Below are 22890 nucleotides of genomic sequence, written 5' to 3'. Positions count from 1 at the left end.
ACTCACCTCACCCACATTCTAAGGAGGAACACAAGATGAACACCGCTTATGCATTGAAAAACGTCAATCTGATCCACGGCGACTCAAGCCGCAATCTGCAAAAAAACATGACGATTCTCGTCAATGAACAAGGTCTTATTCAGGATATCGGCCGAGATCATGAGCTGAATATCCCAAGTCACTACACAACGATCGACCTCTCCGGCAAATACGTAATGCCAGGACTGATTAATGCCCACGTACACCTCTTTGCAGATGGTAAACCGTTTAGTCTCTCGGTCAGTGAAGGCATGTTGAAGTTCGCATATGATCGGATATTGAATACCAAATTCGGCAGAAACATTTTAAAAAAACGAATGAAACGCAACGCGCTGACCGCTCTCCATGCGGGTGTAACGACGATGCGTAGCGTGGGAGAATTCTTTTACACCGACGTCCAGCTGCGGGATGAGATTAATAACGGCGACTTTGTCGGTCCTAATCTGCTTGTCTCTGGGTTTTTCCTAAGTGTAACGGGCGGACATGGTGCTCCATTCCTCGCTCTGGTGGGCGATTCTCCGTGGGAAGCACGAAGAAATGTACGGCTGAATGTGAAACACGGCGTGGATTTGATCAAAATCTGTGTGACGGGTGGCGTGACGGATGCGAAAATGGTGGGCGAAGCTGGACGTTTACAGATGACAGTGGAGGAAGTTGCGGCGATCTGTGATGAAGCACATAAGATTGGCCTGCGGGTGGCAGCGCATGTGGAGAGCACCGAAGGTGTACGCGTTGCGTTACAGGGTGGCGTCGATACTATCGAGCACGGTTCGGAGATGGACGACGAAATCATTCGTTTGTACAAAAATAATCCCAATGCCCTGAATGGTTACACCGCACTCATCCCCACCCTGCAAGCCGCTTATCCCTCCGCTTCTCTGGATACCAGCGTAACAAAGGTCAGTGCAACGGTAAAAGAAAATTCCAGACTCGTCTACGATTCCATGCTCAAAGGCGTGAAACAAGCAATCGAAAACGACATCACCATCGGGATCGGTACTGATGCCGCCATGCCTTACGTGACTCACTATGATATGTGGAGAGAGATGGACCACTACATGAGACAGGCCAACCTGAACAACAAACAGGTCATCGACATGGTGACCCGAACCAATGCGAAGATCCTCGGTGTTGACGATGTTACAGGGACGGTGGATATCGGGAAACAGGCCGATCTGATTATCATGGAGCAAAATCCACTGGAACATATCGAGGCCTTGTCAGACATCGCTATGGTCATGGTCAAAGGAAATTTAATCCAAACACCATCTGTCACAAGAATCAAAGAAGTCGACGATGTTCTAAATTCAGTTTGGTGAATTCAGGAGTGAAATCATGCTTGGTATACTGATCAATTGTTTTTCCATTATATGTGCGGGAGTACCCTTGGGGCCATCTCCAAAAAGTTCATGAATGACGGTTATAAATCCATACTCAATCAAGTGATTGGGATCAGCGCACTCATCATAGGCATGAGTACAACCATGAGCAGCATATCCACCAGCCAATATCAGATTATGTTTATCATCTTCCTCACCTTAGGCGGGATCATTGGGCAACTGATTAATTTCGAGAACATCTTGTCCAACATCATGACCAAATTCTCGTCGGCTTAAATGAAGGATTAACGTTTGCATCTCGTTGTTGTGCGTAGGATCGATCCCGATTCTGGGGCCACTACAAAGTGCATTACAGGGGGATAATACCTTTTTGCAAATTAATACGATTTTCTCGGGCATTACGTCATTGATTCTGGCATCCACCTTCGGGATCGGCATCATCTTCTCAGCGTTCATTCTATTGGTCATCGAAGTGCTGGTCTTCTTCTCGGCTGATTTCTTATCCGTTTTCATGACAACGAACATCATGAATGAAATCACTCTGATTGGCGTCATCCTGGCGCTTTGCACGGGGTTAAACATCTTGAAGATTACGAAGATCAAAGTATTGAATCTGCTGCCTGCCTTATTTATTCCGATATTTTTGCTATAAGTTCGGGTTGAGAATGATATGTAAGAAAAAAATTAACTTTTTCGTGTCTGTAGCTTAAGACAAACTATCACAGAAACATATAAAAGTCGACAACATTTAATTGTCGACTTTTTACGATAATTATGATTGGGTAATTCCACTGTATGAATGCTTATTAATGCAGTTAATGGTGACTTTCCCGTTCTCAACATGAATATATTTGGCTAAAACAGCTACTTTGGTTTCCCTATTTAAGGTATTCCAATAAAAATCAAGCGTTTCGTTGATATCGTCAAAGACGCTGACTATAAACGGCTCGCCCTCAAAAGAAGGAATGGGGGCTCCATTTGCCGCATAGGTTGTTATACAGTGGCCAAACCCAGGAATGGCTTTTTCGTAATTATAGATATTTCTTATACAGTATTGCGGATCATTATAAAACGATTTTAATATGGATAACTTATAACGAGGTACGGCTGTTCCGATTTGCAACAATCCAGATATTCTCGGAGTAAAATTAGGTGGGTCCGGCTCAAACTCTCGTTCATCCAGAGCATTCTCGAAAGTTTTCCCTGCACTCAGAGCATGATAAATGGTTTCTGTCTGATCTCCATTCGATATAATATGATGATCTTCATAGAATTTTATTGGAGAATAAATAATTAATGATGGATCTGTCAGTTTGGAGGAATCAAATGCTTCCGTTCGAACAAACCCATTTTCCTCTACGAATATACGATTCTGGCTGTTCTCGCTTCTCCCCATTATCCAATAAATCTGAACGTAATGCAGCTGATCAGGCGTAAGACCGATGACGATACCTCTTCCAGGATAATGGTTTTCTCTAAGATTTTTTAAATTACGTTCCAAAACTTCATTAACGTGACTACTCATTTCTGATCTCCTTTCGGACGTATGTTAAGGCAGGAATGTAAATTGATAATTAGACAAACTTGTATAGGCTTCTTTTAATTGCTTGTCCGGACTAAACGTATACGAAAAAGACCCTTGATCCAAATTAAATATCTTGGCTCCCTTTTGCAATGTTTTACCTCGAATAAACAGCGTTATGCAATGCTCATCATCGCTATCATTGATGGTTTGATGTGCGTAATCAAGCAATCCCGAATTCGTATCCCCTGTATTTAGCATATATTCATCTAACAGTTCCAATTTTGCTTCCATCGTATCGTCATTGGTTTCAAGAACTTTCCACAGTTTTTCTCTGTACGAACCGGCAAGAATGATGGTTGAATAGATCCACTTATGACTGTGCACTTTAGGGACAGACTCTCCATTATGCTTTTTGGATTTGAACCTGTGCAGTCTCACACGAAAACGATCTTCGGTATCCATGTGCAACATAAATTTATCCATCGTTATCCGTGGATATTGATTATGGGGTTTATATTCTTTAAAGAGTTCTTCGTTCGTTGCAATTTCCCGACAACGTTGCTGGATTTCCTCAGGACATTTAATGATTTTTTTTAAAGCGTCTTCCACTTTTAAACACTGCTCTTGCGTAGGTTCATCCCAATTGATCTCCGTTTCCAGATAGGCAATAAATTCATTCCAAGTTGTCAACTTAATCGTCTCCTTTACAAATGAACTAGATCTTGATTAGTTATTCATAATATTGATTTTTTTTGGATAAAACCGCATGACTTCCCATTCCAAAATGCTTAAGCACCGGATGGTAACTAAACTTGTCCAATTTTCTCATTAAAGGCAACCAAGCATTAAACCATGGCAGTGGAATCGCATCCGGACCAAATTGGACAATTTCAAACCCACCCTCTTTCAAGCTCTTTCTCATTTTCCATGGAAATCTCCACAAGTGTTTGTTAACCCTCCCGAATTCCTCCATGTCTTCCGCAACCCCCTCGTCACCTTTTACCGCATGGTATAACAATCTCCATGAACCATAAATTAACGAGAAGGGGCTCTTCCAGGAGAACTCGAAATAATGGGAACCACCGAGTCGTGATATTGCACAGAAATTCAAACATGTTGGAAGCGCAACGATAGCTTTGTTTTGACTGACCCTTCTTATTTCTTCCAGACCTTGTTTGAAGTCGGGGAGGTGTTCCAAAATATGCAACGCAATTACATTTTGAAACGATTGATCCTTAAAAGGAAGTTCAAACGGTAACGCTTCCACAAATGTGATTTGTTCTTTCACACCTTGAATCTCTGCAAATTTTTGAATCACTTTCAGATTTTTCTCCGACACATTACTTATGGTCACATTCAATCCTTTTTTGGCTGCCAATACGCCAAGTATACCATCTACAGAGCCGCCTCTCCCAATATCAAGCAGACTCTCTCCAGTTGTTAGGTGAGATAGTAACTTGTCAAATTTAGCTCGATGAATATATTTTTTCAACTCATGGTTTGAATTCCACCTACTGTCCAATCGCTCATACAAGCTTTCGAAACTGATATTGTCGAATACTCTTAAATCCACAACATGTGCAACTCCTTTTCTTATCGTATATTGAAGATGGGTCTATCTGCGTTAATTTCATCGACCCATGACAGTATTTTCTCAATATCACTGTCCGTATTATCTTCAATATACAAAATGTGGTCCATATCTCTTAACCCGGAAAAGAATTGGCATATATTCTCTATGAACTCATAGGAGTCCTCACTCAAAAATACATCGTCCCTTGTTTTCCTTGTACCCTCTTTTCGTCTTCCATCGAGCCTCGCAGCCACCACTTCAGGTGGCGGATTTAACACAATGGTATACGGTTGATAGCCACTATTCTCAAGAATAAACTTCAGTCTCTCGAAATGTTGCTCTTCGAACCAGTTTAATTTCCGATATGTAGATATATACGCAGCAGAATCATAAATCCCCCGAGATGTAATGATTACGTTTTCAGATTTGGAGGCTGCTAACGTGCCCGCATAATTAGTCAAGTAGATTCTGTGGTAAAGTCTGATTAAGCAACGCTCAAAATCGGACAAATTCCTGATGTTGGGAAACTCTTTAAGAAAATCAATGTCAAAATCGTTTTCGTAAAAAATATTGTGCTTTTCTTTTAATTTGTTTAACAACGTCGTTTTGCCCGACCCGTGCGGACCTGATAAAAATATAGGATGCTTCATTTTCGCTTCAAACCTCCAGTGTAGATTCTCTTATAAAATTTCATTCAGTATATCGATCTTGTTGAATCCAGTAGAGTTTGGTCGTGATCTTTGAACAAAATCAAACTTTCTGTCCCCAGAAGGAATTATATCTGAGCCAATCACTTCAAACAGATCTTTTGCTGTAAGAATCAATGCATCAACTAATTTATTTTCGTTGTTATCCGAATGTTCCATTTTTGATATATATCCGTTATATTCAATTTCAAATTGGTACTGAAATTGATTGTATGCTTCGCAGATTGTTACTGCCAATGAATATATCCTTCCGTCCGTTGTATTGAGCAAAAAATCTTTGATACGCTTCTTTGTCATACACCCCATATAGTGAACTTGGTTTTTCTCCAATTCCGATTTGATCGCATTTAAGTCATATAGAAATGTCTCATCATTACAATAAACTTGGAATAATTCCGAATGTAACACTTCGTGTCTCTTTTTCTTTAACATCAACCTGTTTTCATATTCAAAGATGGAATACTCCAGGTCGTTATCAGAAAAAAAATGCGTTGTCATTGTGCTTCGTACTTGGACGGGATCAATTACATAACGATCACTTCCTTTAATTGCATTCTCTATAAGCGCTAAATAATGAGATAATTCCAAACTTTTTTGCTGAAATTCAAACTTAATCTCAAATTCCCTGTCGGGGAATTCTCTTCCAATACGTTGGCAAGTCAAAAAATCTTTTTCTTTTTTCAAATCATCACCTCAGGAAATTATTATCTTGATTCCTTTTTCTGATTCATCCCTCCCTTATAGAATCAACTTTGGTAAACAATATCGATAAAATAAAAATTGCTACTTACGTGTCTCTCTAGATGGTGTTCAACAAACAGAATGATATGATCATAATAATTACTCATTAGGTCAGGAATATCCTCTTGGCTTATTTTGAATTCCACAGCATATCCTCTTTCCGTCCGATCATATTTGACAACATCCCTAGAAAAATATGCAAATTTATTTCTCGTCAGCGTTTTTCTAAACTTCCCTATTTGAATATGGATAACATCATCGTCTATGCCTGAATCCGTATTCACATGTACAGTGACAGATAATATATCTTTCATTAGAACATCCATCTCTATCTCAGGTGATTCCCCGCCATTATTTTTCTCAATTCCGAATAATGGATACTGCATACTCTTATTGGAATATACATTGCTTGCATGACGTGAGACCTTAGCCTTCGAAGAATCCATAACCCTGAAGATAGGGTCTAACTTATCTGACACCGTAATATCTTGAATTCTTTCAGGAATAAACCATGTGTTAAATTGCCAGAAAAGTATTTGTGGGTATTTCGAGTAAGTTCTTAACCCATCCATATAAACTAGCTCCATGCCGAATAATTCCTGGGTGATATAATTAGTGAAAGACACAGCATCTTGAGCCCCGTAAAGATTAACGAACTGTACAAAAACACCTCTGTTAAAATTCTGATGACGTATTAACTCCATAACTTCAATGACCTCGATCAGCTTCATGGATGGAGCTTTGGCGAAACCGGTCACATAATCATTAAATATATTAATGCAAGCGAGTAAAGCTGACATCGTTACTGTAGGAATCAGACAATCCGGTAATTCTACCGTATGATGAATGATCGAATCGTAATCCAGATAATTTACGAATTGCAATGGTTCGTTCGTAGTTAATTCTTGGTTCAACTCCCTCTGCTCAAGATCTCTCGGATATGAAGCAATCGGAAAATGCCGATGCAAATCAATTTCAATAGAATCTTTAGTTAGCATGGAATATTCATGCGGATTGGGTGACTTTATTTCATTGAAACCATCCTCCACCAGAATCCTAACAAATTCGGAAGGATCTTGCGCAAAAACATCCATATCCTTGCTTTTCCTTAATAATGCGGTATTCCCGGTCAAGTAAAAAGATGTAAATCCCTTTATAACTAATGGTTTTATTCCTTGTCTTAAATGAATCCTTTTCAAAAAAGCTAATTTATCCTCATTCAACTTCTTGATGTTATATAGATCAATTTCTAACTCTTTTGTATAAACACCCTCAAATCGAGTACTAACGAAACTCTCTAATCGATGTTGCCTGACAAATTGGATGACTCCCATTTTGTCCGTTTGAGGTAAAAGATTCGAGATGGCCTCCTTTATTTGTTCCACAGACTTAACCTCCTGCACCTTGATATTTATTCACGCTGAGCATCCACAGACGGTAACCAAGCAAATAAACCAGAGGACCTATCACAGGTACAATCCACATCGTCCATGATGACAACAGCGCGGTGCCTTTGGTAAGCAAGAATGCAGCAGGATAGAAATTGATGAACGCAAATGGAATGACAAACGTTAAAAGTACTTGTATGAATGTACCGAATACAGGGAGTGGATACGATATGAATTCCTTAAATTTGAAAAATAAGGTGAACAAAAAATTCGTTCTAATCCAAACAAAGGATACGGCTCCGATTACCGACATGAATCCAGCCTGAATCATGGCCCCGCCAATGATACAGAGAATAAGGTACAGCACTTCAGCCCCGGATAAATTTAGGTTTAACTTAAAGAGTGCCCAGAGCAGCACAGACCCTGATATCGCCACATGTGCAAGGTATCCCAAGTTGAATCCCCTGCATACCAAGTATAGGTATGGATTCACGGGTTTGATCAATATTGAATCAAATGTCCCATTCTTCACTTGATTCTCAAGGTCCCGCATTTGCACAAATGAAAAAGAGGCTCCTAGTGCGTAAGTGAACAGCCCCAGACTGTACAACAACGCAATTTCAGGCCAGGACCAACCGGCCAGAGTATCAAACTTTCTTAGAAACAGCCAAATAATAATATAATCTCCGGTATAATTAATGATTTGAGCGATAACTGCAAGGAAGAAGTCCCCGCGATATTCCATTCTTTCTTTAGTTAACAAAAAGACTAATTTCCCGAAAAGTTTCAATGTCATTTAGATCAGCCTCTCTACAGCTACATTATCCACCTTGGACCACCAGACGCTTGATCGCCCTATTCCATAACCAGCACACAAGAAGAGTCAGCCCCGCAGTCCATACTAGACCTGTAATAATAAAAGTTCCTATCTCCTGAATCGTGACCGCTCCCAAATAGATTGCAGCAGGAAGATATCCCAGGTACAGGAAAGGAAGCATTTTGGTTATGGTCACCCACGAATCCGGAAAAAACCATAAGGGTAAAAAGGAACCTGAAAAAATCGTGATGAATCCGCCCAACATCCAATTTAATGCAAAGTGATTCATGAGCCAAAAAGCCAATAAAGATATAAGGTACCCCAACAAAAACGAAATGGCCAATGCCAGGATTAAAGCAATCAAAAAAAACAGAAAATGAATTGCCGAAGCTGGAGGAAGAAAACCAAAGAAAAACCATGCGATGAATAAAGAAGGAATAGAAGTAAACACCAACTGATAGAATGAATTCCCTAGTCCCTCAGATAATAGATGTAGAGGATAAGAAAGAGGTTTAATAAGTTCCGAAGCGATGGAACCTGTTTTTAGACTGTTATCCACTTTTGCACTAATTCCGGTAAGTAGCAGGGCAGCAAGCAACGTGTTGATAATGCTATATGTAATCATTTGCTCTACACCTATGCCTTCAATCTCTCCATTCCCTAGAACTGCTCTCCAGATCTCAGTCAGAATCAAAATAGCCACAAAATTCCCCAACAATCTTAGCCAAACTTCAGAACGATATGAAAGTTGATTCGAGAATGTTTTTACACCAAACATAATATACGTTTTCAACCCAGGCCCTCCTTTCACAACTCATTTGCTCTATCTTCTTCGTCCAATTTTCTATAGAGTTTCCGAATGACCGAATCTATGTCTGCGCTTTCAATAGAAGCATCTTCAACTGCATGTTCACTCGCGATCTGATTCACACAATCAAATACGGTCCTGTCGCTTTTTTCAAATAAGTACGTTTTTCTTAACCCTTCGTCCTTTATTAGTTTAATCCCGGGTATATCAATCACGCCTGGCTCTTCCCGGAAGTAAATGATAACCTGGCGCTGATCACCCAACGTTGTTCGAAGTTGTTCGACAGATCCGTCATAAACCATATTGCCTTTGTTCACAACAATCATTCGTTGGCAAATTTCCTCAATATCCTTCATGTCATGAGTCGTCAAAACAATGGAGACTTTCTTCTCACGATTAATCATCCTTAGAAATTCCCTAATCTGTTCTTTGGCAATGACATCCAGACCAATCGTTGGTTCGTCTAGAAATAAAATTTTGGGATCATGCAGTAAGGCCATTGCGATTTCCACTCGCATTCTTTGACCCAAACTTAATTGTCTAACAGGCTTTTCAATAAATGAGGATAACGCTAGGAGGTCGGAATAGTAGTTCAGATTTTTTTGATATGTGGAGTCTGAGAGCTTATATATGTATTTATGAAGATCAAAAGAATCACGAACCGGAAGATCCCACCATAAATTACTCCTTTGTCCAAACACAACGCCAATATTTTGAGAATTGCTCTGCCTTGCTTCATGCGGGATCGAACCAAGAACCCTTAGCTGGCCAGAAGTCGGAACCAATATTCCCGTCATCATCTTAATCATGGTGGATTTGCCCGCACCGTTTGGACCTAGATAACCTACTGCTTCTCCTTCCTTTATCGAAAAAGTGATATCACGTACCGCTACTTCCTCCGTATACTGCCTAGTAACTAGACTTCTCAGAGAGCCAACCAATCCCGAGAATCTTTTGTATTGCCGATAAACCTTTGTGATACCGTTTACATCAATGATGCTCATAAATCACACCTCGTCCACTTCAGTTAATGTAACACAACTCAATTTATTACAATTTCCACCATTCTTTTTAACATATTACCTTTTTGTAAAATGAAAAAATACCATGTTTATTAGATTATTTTTCATATTATAATTAGATATTTTTTCATGCTGCAATTCTTACTATCAATAATATATATATATATCTACTCACTTTTTGTGATATCCTTCAACTCAAATCGCGTTAGCCTTTATCAAAAGTCATCTCGGTAAAGCTAATAACGCTATAAGGTCGAAGTTTATCAAGAAATCCCCATTGACACCCCCTCCAAAAAGGGCTGTTTTAATAACGAACCAGCCGTTCACTATTAAGGAGTCGTTTCCTATGGTATGCCTGGCCCGATTAATGCTCACGTGCACCTCTTTGCAGATGGTAAACCGTTCAGTCTCTCGGTCAGTGAAGGCTTGTTGCAGTTTGCCTATGATCGGATATTGAACACGAAGTTTGGCAGAAACGTTTTGAAAAGACGCATGAAACGCAATGCGCTGACCGCTCTACATGCGGGTGTGACAACGATGCGTAGTGTGGGAGAATTCTTTTATACCGACGTTCAGCTGCGGGATGAGATTAATCATGGTGACTTTGTCGGTCCTAATCTGCTTGTCTCTGGGTTTTTCCTAAGTGTCACAGGCGGACATGGTGCTCCATTCCTGGCTCTGGAGGGCGACTCCCCGTGGGAAGCCAGAAAAAATGTACGAATCAATGTGAAACACGGCGTGGATCTGATCAAAATCTGTGTGACGGGTGGCGTGACGGATGCGAAAATGGTGGGCGAAGCTGGACGTTTACAGATGACGGTGGAAGAAGTTGCGGCGATCTGTAACGAAGCGCATAAGATTGGCCTGCGGGTGGCAGCCCATGTGGAAAGCACGGAAGGTGTACGCGTTGCGTTACAGGGTGGCGTCGATACCATTGAGCACGGTTCGGAGATGGACGACGAAATCATTCATTTGTTCAAAAATAATCCCAATGCCCTGAATGGCTACACCGCACTCATCCCCACCCTGCAAGCCGCTTATCCATCCGCCTCACTGGATACCAGCGTAACGAAGGTCAGTGCAACGGTAAAAGAAAATTCCAGACTCGTCTACGATTCCATGCTCAAAGGTGTGAAGCAAGCGATCGAAAACAACATCACCATCGGGATTGGCACCGATGCCGCCATGCCTTACGTAACTCACTATGATATGTGGAGAGAGATGGACCACTACATGAGACAGGCCAACCTGAACAACAAACAGATCATCGACATGGTGACTCGAACCAATGCAAAGATCCTGGGTGTTGATGATGTAACAGGGACGGTGGATATCGGCAAACATGCCGATCTGATTATCATGGAGCAAAATCCGCTGGAACATATTGAGGCCTTATCAGACATCTCTATGGTCATGGTCAAAGGAAATCTAATTCAAACACCATCTGTCACAAGAATCAAAGAAGTCGACGATGTTCTAAACTCAGTTTGGTGAGTTCAGATATGTAAACATAGAATTCATCAGTAATACGTAATATTTGCTTCAATTAAATACGCTTTATCTTTAGAGTTTAATAATTCAGGCATTATGCTTTGAGGTGCCGGAATATCTTCAACAAGTTCTCCATCCAAAAATAATTCAAGTGCTTCTTTCGCCATCAATAATGCTTCTTCAACTGAATCGCCACAGGTGATACATCCAGGCAAATCAGGAAATGTAACATTAATTCCATCTTCAGCAAAATTAAAAATTGCGTAGTATTGGTAAGTTCGAATCATACGGGACACCTCCTGTTATCTAAATTTTTATCAAAAACAGCAAAAAGCCTTTCGTATTATATTCTGAAAGGCTTTCAACTCGTTTAACTCTTCATTTCCCTCAAATATATTGTTATAAGATTAATCATTCAATCCTTTGCCCTCCAGGATCGGCTGCATGTACTTCTCAATTCGTGACACTTTTGTTTTGGATTGCTTCGGTTGTGAGAAATAATAGAGATAGGCCCGCTGCCGTCCTGGTGTGAGTGCTTCAAATGCATCTCGAAAAGCAGGATTTCCATCGAACTGCTGCTGAAGTTCCTCAGGGACGCTATATTCGGCAGTCTTTTTCATTTCCACTTGCAGTCCGGCTTGTTCAACCTCAATCGCTTGCTGAATATAGGTTTTGATCATAGCCTCCTGCTCCACAATCTGCTCCAGACTGGTGAAGCGAAGCTGGCGTTCTGCCTGTACATTCTGCGTTTGCTGGACCAAAATGCCGTGTGTATCCTTCAGTAGAGCACCTTTGAAGAACAGAATGGCGACGTACTCTTTGAATCCATGGATGAGAACGATGTTTTTTCCATCAAGCATATAACAAGGATGCATCCATTTCATATCCTCTGTCAGGTCAAAATCTCGAATAATCTCTCTCAGCTTCGCGGACTCTTCCTTCCACGATTTTAGTTTCTTGATATAGCCGTCAACTTTGCGATTCCCACTTGTATCCGTCATGGAGAAATACCTCTCTTTATCTCATGTTCTTATAGGTTCAATTGTACTGGTTTTCAGTGGATTGTACAGCGTTGCTTACAGAGCTTTTATTGACCTTTCCACTTGAATATAAACCTTAATAACAACAAAGACCATCCTGTTAGATGTCCCATAATCTAATCCAATCTCATCTAATAAGTTTCAATCGACAGTTTACAATACCCATAGTAAAATAATGGAATGTCTATTGTCATAATTCCAACATATGAAAGGATGATTTAAATGAGAGAGTACACAGTTGTTCCAGGTCCGAAAAATGTTCAAGTAAACCGAGGTGATACTCAGGCTGCTGTTAATTTATTTTCTGATATCATCAATCACAAAGCACAATCCGGATGGATCTATCAATCGATGGAGTCGCTAGCCGTGACCGAGAAGCCTGGTTGTCTCCAACAACCTGTTACAACGCATCATTATATGCTGATTTTCTACAGAGAGATTTAATAATCGTACAACAATCATGAGAAACTCAGAATCTGAGGAACTGATATATAATAACATGCCATCCGAAGAAGAACTTATTAGACTCTTACATACACATCATGAAGAAAACGATCCTCGAAGCAGTTTCTATATAAGAACTCATGTTATTCCAGAAATCGATTGGTTGAAGTCTTTACTCAACGTTACACTTGCACTATTCACAGGACTAATCATCTCTATGATCTGTTTCTATCTTCTAAATCTATTCATTCCAGTAAATGCTTTGCTAGGTGCCCAGATTGTTTTCATAACAAGTATGTTCTTCATCGTTCTACAACGTGCTGGAGCAATCCTCATATGGAGTATTAGAATTTATCAACGTTTTGCCCCCATTGAGGTGAGGAACAAATGTCGTTTTGAACCAAGCTGTTCTGTGTATATGACTCAAGCTATTGAGAAATACGGGGCGATTAAAGGTCTTTCCTTGGGCATCCATCGTCTTCGCAAATGTAATATCAACGGTGGAGGATATGATTATCCATAAAGCAAAAAGGTCCATAGACGATCTATATTATGGGCCTTTCTTCATTCCGGTATTTAACTTTTATTATCGCTTCATATAATACAAGATTTATAGGAGGACCCTTTGCTAATAAAACAATTGCTTCATTATTATTTAAACTGTCTTAAATTCGAAAGCTATTACTCTATACATCTTAAAGAAGAAGAACTTGTACATTCGCAGATATATCCTGACGATATAGAGGACATTATTACACGCTATGAAAAGCTAAGTGCTAGGTTGAAATCAGAGGAAACGATTCTGTTTGGTTATCCACTTATTAGAACAGTTCAAGGAAATAAAACTTCATATATACCATTATGCTTATGGAGTACTTCAAGCTTCTTATCGAATCGAAACCTCTTCAAAGCTGACTATGTCGGATTCCATCAAGAGATCTTCAAGCTTTTTACAGATTATAAATCAATGGATATGCTACAGAAATTACATGAACAATTTGTTTCTTCACCCGATGCTTTTTTACATAATCAGCAGAATCTTGAGAAGCTTATAGATTCATCTGAATACAACTTACAGGATATTATTCCAAGTCATGTGATCCTACTAGCTAAGAATACAACTGGCATTAATTATTTGATCTCAAAAGAGATTGAAGATGTTTTAACGGATAAAAACCAGCCAAGCGCTGTACTTAACAGCTTCCTTACTCACAGTTATTCCTTATCTGATTCAAAACCTGAGAGAACGCAGCTACATATTGTACCCAGTAATTATCCTCAAAATCTTGCACTTGCTGATCTTCAGCACACTATTAGCATCATTAAGGGACCTCCGGGAACTGGAAAGACGCAAACTATTATCAACTTATTGGCTAACCAAGTTGATCGCCTAGAGACATGTATTGTAGCTAGTACTAACAATCAGGCAGTTAATAATATCTCTGAAAAATTAGAAGGAAAAGGAATCTCAAATTCGTTTTTCGGCTTTGTACGCCTAGGAAATAAAACGCACAATCAAAATCAGGCGTTAGCAATTCAGACAGCGATTGAGCGTATGAAACAAGAAATGAATAACTTGTTATCAGACAATACTTACGATTCATATTTACATAACAGTCTTTTATTATTGGAGCAGATTAATCAGGTCGAACTACAAGAACAACAGATTATTGACTTGGAAAGCACCATTAAGCAACTTCAAGATTTAATAGGTGTTTTAAACAACCGATTGCGTATAAACCATCTGATGACTATGAAAAGTAATTTAGAAGCCCTTACTCTTCCCCATATGCAGATAGAAAACAGATTACGCCAGCTTGTAGATGAACCGTTACATTTATTTGGAAATGATGTTTTTCGTAACTTTCGAGCCTACATTGCAAGTAAACTCAAATTTTACATGAAGAGACGTATTAAAAATTATTTGCAGTCAATTGATGCTTCGCAATTGTGGGAGTATATCGATACAACCATGCCAACACATTCACTTGCTCTATGCGAAGAAATTATTAAGGTCATCAACCTCGAACAACGCTTGCAGCAATACCAGAATCAGCTTTTACAGTTGCAGGAGCAACAAAAAGATCAGTCAACAAGCTTAGCAATGTTGTATGCGAAAAAAAACGATATAGATCTTACGATTGTTCGCTCTCAGTGGCTCAGAAAAGCAAAACCCATCCTTTGTAGTCAGACGGAAATGAACAATATTGCCCAACTTATAACTGAACTCAGTGAAAAAGGGGAAATTAAAAGAACTTCTTTTGCCTTTCCTGCCTTTTTGAAGCTATTCCCTGTTCTACTCATAAGCAGTTTATCAGCTCGACGTTGTATCCCATCTGGGGCATCCATAGATCTGGCTATCATAGATGAATCATCTCAGTGCTCTATCGCAAGCGTTTTTTCTCTATTACAAGTTTCAAGAAGAGCTTGCTTTTTTGGTGACGTTCATCAATTAAATCATATTGTCACATTGCAAGATGAACATAGTAAATCATTGTTTAATGTGCATGCGAGTGGCATTGAGTATTCACCGTATTGCTTTCAAAGAGTCTCAGCTTTTCAAAGAGCAGCACATGCTTGTGAACAGAATGAACATGGTCAACACTTACTCAATTACCATTACCGATGTATTCCTTCTATTGTATCTTTTAGTAATCAACATTTCTATCGCGGGCGTCTACTCACGATGCGTCAAGAGCCTGAGCGGAAACCTTACCATACAGGAATCTTTTCAACGAATGTATACGGGAGAGCTACTGGTACTTCCAACGATCACGAACTGAAGGAAATCATATCCATCGTTGAAAGGTTAGAACAGAACGGTGTCAAAGAAATTGGTATTGTCACACCATTTGGTGCACAAAAAAAGAGATTGCTGCAAATGTTCAGACATAAACCAAACATCAAGGTTGGAACTGTCCACACGTTTCAAGGTGGGGAATGCCAAGCTATCATTTTCAGCACTGTTATCTCCAGTGGTTCAACTGCTTTCCAGATTGATTTTGTTCAAAATAGTTATCGTTTAATAAATGTTGCATTGACCAGAGCACTTGATTATTTCATCCTTGTTGGTAACCTAGCCGAGATTGATAATGGTCAGGGTTATCTAACAAAATTAAGTCAATATATATATACAATAGAGGCCAATAGTTTCCATCGTCCTGCTATCATGTTATCCATTGAATTCAATCAACTCATACGTGAAGAAAGTCGAAAAACTTTAATGCATCAGGGAGAACGTATGATTTATAACAAGTTATTGATATTTCTCGAAGGCATGCCCTTCATTGTATTTCCCAAAGTGCCCATCAAAGATGTACTCTCTATTCAAATTGGATTAGATACTGAATTAAAATCTTATTATTTCACCAGTCATATGGACTTCGTAATCTACGAGAAGGATTCTCTCCAACCTTTATGTTCCATAGAATATGATGGTTTCTATCACAGACGTGATCACAAAACGATAGACAATGACCGAAAAAAAGATACGCTTTGCAGTTATGCTGAATTTATGCAGTTTCGTATTGCTTCCAATGATGAGAGTGAGGGTTGGGATAAATTAAAAACCTATCTTCATTCTTTCAATTAACTACCCAAACTAATTATTCCTCCTCTTAAATTCATACAAAAACAGAGAGCACGAAGAAAAAAAAATAAACTTAAAAAATAACTGATGCCCCAAACGGATATCAGTTATTTTTTAAGTTTATATATGGTTAATTCTCTTTCTTTACTTCTTACATGAACATCGCCAGCAACGGTTATAAATAATAGTCGCATCTTTCGCCTCGGTCATTGCATCACCTATTTGGATCAAGCAGTAGTTCACCATCTATAGTCTAATCTGTCACGTTCATGCACAGATTCGTACCAAGTAGGCGGAAATAGTGATCCTAGTCTGTGGCTTTGATCTTTAACGTGAAGACAGCCTTCGGCATTCAAATTTTTCTATAACAAGAAATGACTTTCCAACACCCTCCAATAACACAATAAAGTTATACTGTATTGTCGGCTTTGACACATCAATCAGACTATCAGATACATTTTTAAACTTGCCAGAGTCGAATACATGTACTTCAAAACCATTTCCCAAAGTTTTTAACTTCTTCCTTATTCTCATAACTGTAGCCCACAGGATCAGAAAATACCATTTTTTTCGAAAATTTATTAAATTCCTGTTCTTTAGCAAAGGTCTGTACAGCTTCAGTTACATTACCGGCAAAACTACAAAATACGGGTGGTTAAAGGTCTTTCCTTGGGTATCTGCGTCTTCGGAAATGTAATATCAACGGTGGGGGATATGATTATCCATAAAGCGAAAAGGCCCATAGATAATCTATGGGCCTTTTCGTTCGATTAACATGTCTGGTTTAAGCCAGCATCCAGTAGTGACTGTGTCTCATCTTCCAACATGGAGGAAGCTATCATCATGAAGTCTTCAGCCCCAATTTCAAAGTGACCTTTACGAAATGGAACCCCCCAATTGCGATTCCCCCGTGTAAAACTAAGTTGGTCTAACAACGTTGCGATCTTTACTTCTCGACATGGAAGATAACAGAGATCTCGGCGAAAGGGTACAAAGGATTCCGACATCTGATATTGGTATATCCTGTCGTCGATAATCTGACCAATAGCGGTAAAAGCCTGAAGTGGCTTCCCTGTTGATATCTCTGTACGTGGAGAATAGTATATCATCCAGTCACCCGGGGACATCTGTCTCAACATCGCTGACTTACCATGGCACAGCTGTGCAAACCCTCCCTCTACAGCTACATTGACATGAGAAGCTGATACAACACCAATCCAATATCTGCTGTCTGCGGTTTCCAATGATTTCAATACTTCCGTTGTATTTCTCATCCTTCAACCAACTCCAATTCCTTTTGATCTGTGGTATATCAAAGTATAAAAAAACACTGCTGACAGGTGTATGTCAGTAGTGTTTTAAGATGTTTTTGGCTACTTCCTGTATTCGAAAGCGTAAAGATTCCGGCTCCAAGACCTCGATATCCCCACCCCAGCCAAGCAAATAATGCAATATTTCCTCCGGATAGCGGACACGAAAATGAAAAATCACACCATCCTCTTCCTCCTCAAATGCATCCATATAAAAATGAAGGGCCTCCATAACTTTGTCAGCAATTTCAGGTTTTGCTCTGATTAATACTTGTTCGTTACGGTCTTCAGGAGGTCGATAACTGTTTAGATCAAAATCCGGTGGCAAAAGGAATTGATCCTCCAGCACGGAAAGTTCAGTCATGCGTGACAAACGAAAATGACGAATGTCTTGCCGCAGATCACAACGTGCAATTAACACCCAATTCTCCTGAACCAGTGAGAGGCCATAGGGTGAAACCTCACGCATGTTATACCGATTGCCATCCGTTCCCGGCATTTTCTTCAGATACATAAAGCTGATCTTACGTTTCTCCAGAATGGCATTACGTATCTGGTTAAGGTATGTTTTAACCCTTGTTCGGGTTAAGGGTTCAACCGTATGAAGCAGTCGCATCGTTTCACGAACACGCGTGGATTCGTTACGAACGGTTTCTGGTAAAATCGCTTCAATTTTTCGTTGAGCCGACTTAGCCTGCATCGCGTATTCTGTATCCAATCTCTGTTCGATAAAATCAGCTCCCATGAGCAGGGAAACAGCTTCTTCTGCGGTGAAGCTTACCGGGGGCAGAAAATATCCTTCCATGAGGGAATACCCATGACCCGGAGCACCCATAATCGGAACACCAGCTTCACTTAATGCCTGGATATCTCGATATATCGTACGTACACTCGTCTCGAATTGAGCAGCTAAATCTTCTGCTCTTAACATCTTTCTTCGCTGCAATTCAAGCGTAATCGCAAGCTGCCGCTCCGTTTTGTTCATGTTCCAAGCCCCCACCGTTTCATCATCCAGACCTAACTTATTCTATCATAGTAACTTGCCCTTTCGTCTCTTGAATTAGTGCAATGGAACGTCTTACATGCCAGCCGAAGTTTTAATCAATCCAATAAAAAAACTGACACCCCAAAAGGATATCAGTTTTTTCTTCTACTTTTTAGCTACTTTTCGTCTATTTCCATCTATTCCCTATCTAATTTATACACAGTTAAATCTCTCCTACACTTCTTACACGTACAAGGCGAGCAACAAGTTATAGATCATCGTTGTTGCTTCCGCTCGTGTCGTTTCACTTCCTGCACGAACCGTATGGTCTGTATATCCATTCACAATCTTGGCCTGCACCGCTGCATCCAGTGCTTCCTGTGCCCAAGATGGCGTCTGCGATGCATCGGTGAAACTTGGTTTAGCGGATGTATTACCAGACATTCCGGCTTGTGCATCTGAACTTACTTTCAGTGCATTCGCCATCATGACTGCCATCTCGGCACGGGTAATCGTCCGATCGGGCTTAAATGTGTTATCGCCGTACCCTTTCACGATTCCAGCTTGCACAGCTGCGGCAATGTCGCCTTTTGCCCAGTCTGGCAGACTACCTTGATCTGCAAATGTCAGTTCAGACTCCACGGACTTCAATGCCAGCGCCTTACTGAGCAACGTAACAAACTCTGCCCGGGTAATCTTCTTCGATGGTTGGAATGTACCATCTGTGTAACCTTGAATCACGTTCATGCCCAACAAGCGATCTGCGTAGTCGGAAGCCCAGTGTCCACTCAGGTCAGACAGATTCATTGGTACATAGCTTGACACAACGAATGTACCCAGATGATTCACATTGGCCGTTATGCTTCCTGCTGCATTCGTCTTGCCACCGATAAACACCCAGCTCTGACGAGCTTCATTATAATAGTAGATTGCAGGTTGAGTGCCATTCGGCAGATCTGCCGAATCCACTTTCAAGCTCAATGCCGCCTGATCATTCAACGTTCTTCCGCCATTGCGACTAATCTGTACAGCTTGTCCAAGTACATTCAGGGAAGCTATATTCTGCAACTTGTCCTTGGCAACCACGGACACGTGCAACGTATCCTTGGAACCAATGGCTCCCGCTGGAGCGTTGAATTGTACGATGTCTTTCAATCCGGCTTGGACCGGCTGATTCGCTACCACCTCAACCTTCACCTCAGTGGATGAGTCTGATCCCGTTTCAGGGTTCGTTGGTGGGGTTGGAACGGTAGGCGTTGGCACACTCGGTGTGCTTCCCCCTGAATTCCCACCGGAGTTGCCACCATTACCTCCGCCACCATTGCCTGAGCGTGCTTGTACAGTAACGGTACGGATAACTTCCTGAGCTGCATTACCAGCGATATCCTTTACGTTATACCGAAGGGTGTAGATCCCTGCTGCTTGTGTGTTCACCATGCCATCCACCTGCACGGAACCACGGATGCCGACATTATCAGAAGCCTGTGCCCCAGGCTCGTTATAGTTGTCTCCCACGTTCAGCGTCATCTGGCTGCTACCTTGCAGGGTGATGACGGGAATCTCACGGTCTATTTTAATGACCAGAGGTAAAGTATACGTTTGTTCCAGATCATCGGTTGCTCGGAATAAAAGGTTGTGCTCCCCCGGCTCCGTTATCTCCAAAGGCGTATTCTCTGTATATGGTTCATACGTCTGCCCTCCATCACGAGACAACTCGATGATCGCAGAAGTAGCAGGCGCGTATACTGCGCTGGTTACACTGACGGTTACGGACTGGTTCATCCATGTATCCGTGTGATACGGCTGGCCGTCAGCGGTAGTCATGTTACTTTTCAACACCAGCGCCTGATTATTCGTGCCTTCCACAATGACAGTGAACGTTTTGGGTTGAGATTCCATGCCACGCTGCACGGTTGCCGTCAGTTCCAATCGCTCATTATTGTCCGGTTGCGTTAGCAGCTTACCCTCGTTATTCATTAGTTCCGGGTTGGAGCTGGACCAGCTAATGGTTGCACCATGCTTCCCTTCAACAGGAAGGGTAAGATCGGAATGGACCGCGTTCAGATCGCCCAGATCGATTGCTTGAAGCGTATCGGTTACCGCCTGTGCGTCACTGTACGGTGTAGCACTCATGAAGATTGGGTTGGAGTAGAACCACAGATCGCGATAGTTGCTATCGTTAATTTGATTAAAACGGGTCGTTGCATCCGCTGTTGTATTTTTCGGATCAAGCTGCGGTTCACCATTGACAGTCTCACCGGTTACGTTCATGCCCAGATTCGTACCGCGCAGGCGGAAATACTTGTCCTGGTCTGTAGCTTTGATCTTGTACGTGATGACATTGTAGCCCTCAGCATCTGTCGTCCAATCGTTGGACGTGAAAGTAGCCATTACTCTGGTAGAGTCATTGGTGTCTTTGGTATATGCGGCTGTACCCTTCTGGGCCTTGTCTGTCACATCCCCAGCGATGAGATCGACGTGATCCACCACGGGTACTTGTCCAGCGGACGTGCCACTGTTGATTGGTTTTTCATAGTTGTTGCTCGTGGTCGGACTCTTGAAGCGGATCTTCAGCTCTACTTCATCCCCTTCGGTCACATGAAGGTCTCCGCCCATCTCAACCTGAGCACCCGTTCCAGAAGCTGTGAAGTCCAGTGCGTTGATCAGATCACCGAATACGGAAAATGATTTCCCTGAACGCAGTCCATCCAGAACTGCCTGCATGCCTGCGCCCTCAACCCATGAATAGGTCTTAGCATATTCGCCCGGAAAATAACCACTGGAATTCGTGCCAATCGTCTTGAAGTGGTAATCCGAATTGCCATAGTTCCAGAAGTGACGTCCTTCTCCAAGCAATGCATCCCATAGTCCGCCAACCTTGGCGACCATATAGTCTACACCGCCGTATGTACGGTATTTGTATCCATCATCAGCGGTCGGATTAGCTACATTGTAGCTTGTGTTGTACCCTCCACGATCCGGTTCCATCTGGTTACCCAGCATGCCTTCGATACCAAATACCACTTGTGGAGCCAGATCGTTGAACTCACGGAAGTCCGCGACGGTATATTTGTTTTTGCCCCGTGAAGGGTGGTTGATCATCGCATAACTTGTCATTGGATAGTTCGTTGCGAGCCAATTGATGGCGGTTAAGGCATCCTGATGAGTCGTGTAAGCACGCTCTCCGTTCTGATCCCATTTTGTTACGTCCGCCGCATTAAACAGGTTCGCTGCGCGATTCGTGAAACGGTATTCGAATTCCTTGGCAGCGTTTAGCGCTTCGGTTGAGTTTGGCTCATCCGTAAGAATCCCCACCCCAACGTGTTCATGTGTCGGCATGTCCCATTCGAAACCGGAGAAGATCGTTTTACCTGCGTATTTGCCTGCATCCTGAAGTGCCTTGATCTGTGGTACCTGATATTCATTCATTCCCTGAGACATCGGTATTGGTCCACCCGAAATATCGTTCCCGTTGTGATCTCGCTTGGATAACCGCAGGTGATCCGTAAGGGCGATCCAGTCCAACCCATATTTCGTTAAACCCGCATCAAGCACGTTCTCCAGTGAAACCTGTGCATCATCGGACTCAAACGTATGTACATGCAAATCTCCCGTTTGCCAAGAACCTGTTGCCAAGCTGTTGATCGATGTGTTGTCTCCCGCATCTGCATACGTTATCGCAGCAGGGAAAGCTCCCATGACCATCCCTGTAGCCAAGGGTATAAGTGTAAGCATAGCGAGTATCTTCTTGCCTTTATTAGTGAACAAAATCGTCCCACCACCCGTTCTGATTTGTTGTGTCGGGAGTAAATATAAGAGACTTTCAGGGGCAGGGTCAACGGCCTGGAAGCATATATTTAAAATTTTACATATACCTTCATTCGTTCATATTCCGTTAAAGGTTTTTCTAACTTATCCTGACGAAGTCATACTCTATACTGCTCCATATTTGGAGGTGAATCTAGGAATAACGCTGCAAATAGGAGGAGATACAAAATTCAGAGATTGTTCACGATTCAGGAAAGTTCCACCACTGCTGTGGATCACTAGGAGGAGAACTGGTGTATGAGG

At 41.4% G+C, this 22890-nt stretch carries 21 protein-coding genes; 7 read left to right on the top strand and 14 right to left on the bottom strand.

What is annotated here, in order from left to right:
- Positions 1-35 precede the first annotated feature (35 nt).
- From FE296_RS18515 to FE296_RS33795, 3 genes are read left to right on the top strand one after another with little or no spacing between them, the layout of a single operon-like run.
- Positions 36-1358 (top strand): amidohydrolase family protein, encoded by a 1323-nt coding sequence (locus FE296_RS18515; RefSeq protein WP_150365932.1) that lies wholly within the window; start codon positions 36-38, stop codon positions 1356-1358.
- 51 nt (positions 1359-1409) lie between these two features.
- Complete coding sequence (locus FE296_RS33800; protein WP_263364227.1) at positions 1410-1655, top strand: DUF554 family protein; 246 nt, start codon at positions 1410-1412, stop codon at positions 1653-1655.
- Positions 1656-1680: 25 nt separating this feature from the next.
- Entirely contained in the window at positions 1681-2031 is a 351-nt protein-coding gene (locus tag FE296_RS33795) for a DUF554 family protein (protein WP_190945339.1), read from the top strand.
- Between the two features lie 120 nt (positions 2032-2151).
- Here FE296_RS33795 and FE296_RS18500 read toward each other — a convergent pair whose 3' ends face one another.
- From FE296_RS18500 to FE296_RS18460, 9 genes are all read right to left on the bottom strand, one after another.
- Positions 2152-2904: an IMP cyclohydrolase gene (locus tag FE296_RS18500; RefSeq protein ID WP_124115785.1), complete on the bottom strand. Its 753-nt coding sequence runs from the start codon at positions 2902-2904 to the stop codon at positions 2152-2154.
- A 24-nt stretch (positions 2905-2928) separates the two neighbouring features.
- Positions 2929-3594 carry a hypothetical protein gene (locus tag FE296_RS18495; RefSeq protein ID WP_124115784.1) on the bottom strand — a complete coding sequence of 222 codons (666 nt, stop codon included), beginning with the start codon at positions 3592-3594 and terminating at the stop codon, positions 2929-2931.
- A gap of 40 nt (positions 3595-3634) precedes the next feature.
- Positions 3635-4477 (bottom strand): class I SAM-dependent methyltransferase, encoded by an 843-nt coding sequence (locus tag FE296_RS18490; RefSeq protein ID WP_190945337.1) that lies wholly within the window; start codon positions 4475-4477, stop codon positions 3635-3637.
- A gap of 20 nt (positions 4478-4497) precedes the next feature.
- On the bottom strand, positions 4498-5127 hold the full coding sequence (locus tag FE296_RS18485; protein WP_150365929.1) for an AAA family ATPase: 630 nt from the start codon (positions 5125-5127) through the stop codon (positions 4498-4500).
- A gap of 30 nt (positions 5128-5157) precedes the next feature.
- Positions 5158-5868: a hypothetical protein gene (locus FE296_RS18480; RefSeq protein ID WP_150365928.1), complete on the bottom strand. Its 711-nt coding sequence runs from the start codon at positions 5866-5868 to the stop codon at positions 5158-5160.
- Positions 5869-5930: 62 nt separating this feature from the next.
- The gene (locus tag FE296_RS18475) at positions 5931-7310 is read right to left on the bottom strand and encodes a nucleotidyltransferase family protein (RefSeq protein ID WP_150365927.1); all 1380 of its coding nucleotides are present in this window, start codon (positions 7308-7310) and stop codon (positions 5931-5933) included.
- Between the two features lie 4 nt (positions 7311-7314).
- Positions 7315-8109: an ABC transporter permease gene (locus FE296_RS18470; protein WP_150365926.1), complete on the bottom strand. Its 795-nt coding sequence runs from the start codon at positions 8107-8109 to the stop codon at positions 7315-7317.
- 25 nt (positions 8110-8134) lie between these two features.
- Positions 8135-8923, bottom strand: coding sequence for an ABC transporter permease (locus FE296_RS18465; RefSeq protein WP_124115778.1), 789 nt, complete (start codon positions 8921-8923; stop codon positions 8135-8137).
- Positions 8924-8937: 14 nt separating this feature from the next.
- A complete protein-coding gene (locus FE296_RS18460; RefSeq protein WP_124115777.1) occupies positions 8938-9942 on the bottom strand; it encodes an ABC transporter ATP-binding protein in 1005 nt (334 codons plus the stop codon).
- Positions 9943-10311: 369 nt separating this feature from the next.
- On the opposite strand from FE296_RS18460, the gene FE296_RS18455 reads away from it, so the two are divergent.
- A complete protein-coding gene (locus FE296_RS18455; protein ID WP_150365925.1) occupies positions 10312-11454 on the top strand; it encodes a metal-dependent hydrolase family protein in 1143 nt (380 codons plus the stop codon).
- 26 nt (positions 11455-11480) lie between these two features.
- On the opposite strand, the gene FE296_RS18450 is transcribed toward FE296_RS18455, so the two are convergent.
- Together FE296_RS18450 and FE296_RS18445 are read right to left on the bottom strand one after the other, a co-directional pair.
- The gene (locus FE296_RS18450) at positions 11481-11738 is read right to left on the bottom strand and encodes a type II toxin-antitoxin system HicB family antitoxin (RefSeq protein ID WP_150365924.1); all 258 of its coding nucleotides are present in this window, start codon (positions 11736-11738) and stop codon (positions 11481-11483) included.
- A 120-nt stretch (positions 11739-11858) separates the two neighbouring features.
- Complete coding sequence (locus tag FE296_RS18445) at positions 11859-12452, bottom strand: YdeI/OmpD-associated family protein (RefSeq protein WP_150365923.1); 594 nt, start codon at positions 12450-12452, stop codon at positions 11859-11861.
- 261 nt (positions 12453-12713) lie between these two features.
- On the opposite strand from FE296_RS18445, the gene FE296_RS18440 reads away from it, so the two are divergent.
- The 3 genes from FE296_RS18440 to FE296_RS18430 all read left to right on the top strand — a co-directional run bounded on the left by FE296_RS18440 (position 12714) and on the right by FE296_RS18430 (position 16527).
- A complete protein-coding gene (locus FE296_RS18440) occupies positions 12714-12935 on the top strand; it encodes a hypothetical protein (RefSeq protein ID WP_150365922.1) in 222 nt (73 codons plus the stop codon).
- Positions 12936-12990: 55 nt separating this feature from the next.
- Positions 12991-13458: a membrane protein insertion efficiency factor YidD gene (gene yidD / locus FE296_RS33440; protein ID WP_223868929.1), complete on the top strand. Its 468-nt coding sequence runs from the start codon at positions 12991-12993 to the stop codon at positions 13456-13458.
- A 102-nt stretch (positions 13459-13560) separates the two neighbouring features.
- Positions 13561-16527: an AAA domain-containing protein gene (locus FE296_RS18430; RefSeq protein ID WP_150365921.1), complete on the top strand. Its 2967-nt coding sequence runs from the start codon at positions 13561-13563 to the stop codon at positions 16525-16527.
- 767 nt (positions 16528-17294) lie between these two features.
- On the opposite strand, the gene FE296_RS18425 is transcribed toward FE296_RS18430, so the two are convergent.
- From FE296_RS18425 to FE296_RS18415, 3 genes are all read right to left on the bottom strand, one after another.
- Positions 17295-17798: an EVE domain-containing protein gene (locus FE296_RS18425; protein WP_150365920.1), complete on the bottom strand. Its 504-nt coding sequence runs from the start codon at positions 17796-17798 to the stop codon at positions 17295-17297.
- A 73-nt stretch (positions 17799-17871) separates the two neighbouring features.
- A complete protein-coding gene (locus tag FE296_RS18420; RefSeq protein ID WP_150365919.1) occupies positions 17872-18819 on the bottom strand; it encodes a helix-turn-helix transcriptional regulator in 948 nt (315 codons plus the stop codon).
- 243 nt (positions 18820-19062) lie between these two features.
- On the bottom strand, positions 19063-22587 hold the full coding sequence (locus FE296_RS18415; RefSeq protein ID WP_150365918.1) for an S-layer homology domain-containing protein: 3525 nt from the start codon (positions 22585-22587) through the stop codon (positions 19063-19065).
- Positions 22588-22890: the final 303 nt, after the last annotated feature.

This window comes from Paenibacillus sp. UASWS1643 (assembly GCF_008693195.1).
Lineage (GTDB): Bacteria > Bacillota > Bacilli > Paenibacillales > Paenibacillaceae > Paenibacillus > Paenibacillus amylolyticus_B.
This window is presented reverse-complemented; position numbering and strand designations above follow the sequence as displayed.

Bases quoted from the DNA above. Each gene is read 5' to 3' on its own strand.
- FE296_RS18460 (WP_124115777.1), bottom strand. From the start codon at position 9,942: ATGAGCATCATTGATGTAAACGGTATCACAAAGGTTTATCGGCAATAC.
- FE296_RS18445 (WP_150365923.1), bottom strand. From the start codon at position 12,452: ATGACGGATACAAGTGGGAATCGCAAAGTTGACGGCTATATCAAGAAA.
- FE296_RS18500 (WP_124115785.1), bottom strand. From the start codon at position 2,904: ATGAGTAGTCACGTTAATGAAGTTTTGGAACGTAATTTAAAAAATCTT.
- yidD (WP_223868929.1), top strand. From the start codon at position 12,991: ATGCCATCCGAAGAAGAACTTATTAGACTCTTACATACACATCATGAA.
- FE296_RS18420 (WP_150365919.1), bottom strand. From the start codon at position 18,819: ATGAACAAAACGGAGCGGCAGCTTGCGATTACGCTTGAATTGCAGCGA.
- FE296_RS18470 (WP_150365926.1), bottom strand. From the start codon at position 8,109: ATGACATTGAAACTTTTCGGGAAATTAGTCTTTTTGTTAACTAAAGAA.
- FE296_RS18425 (WP_150365920.1), bottom strand. From the start codon at position 17,798: ATGAGAAATACAACGGAAGTATTGAAATCATTGGAAACCGCAGACAGC.
- FE296_RS18450 (WP_150365924.1), bottom strand. From the start codon at position 11,738: ATGATTCGAACTTACCAATACTACGCAATTTTTAATTTTGCTGAAGAT.
- FE296_RS18485 (WP_150365929.1), bottom strand. From the start codon at position 5,127: ATGAAGCATCCTATATTTTTATCAGGTCCGCACGGGTCGGGCAAAACG.
- FE296_RS33800 (WP_263364227.1), top strand. From the start codon at position 1,410: ATGTGCGGGAGTACCCTTGGGGCCATCTCCAAAAAGTTCATGAATGAC.
- FE296_RS18440 (WP_150365922.1), top strand. From the start codon at position 12,714: ATGAGAGAGTACACAGTTGTTCCAGGTCCGAAAAATGTTCAAGTAAAC.
- FE296_RS18515 (WP_150365932.1), top strand. From the start codon at position 36: ATGAACACCGCTTATGCATTGAAAAACGTCAATCTGATCCACGGCGAC.
- FE296_RS18455 (WP_150365925.1), top strand. From the start codon at position 10,312: ATGCCTGGCCCGATTAATGCTCACGTGCACCTCTTTGCAGATGGTAAA.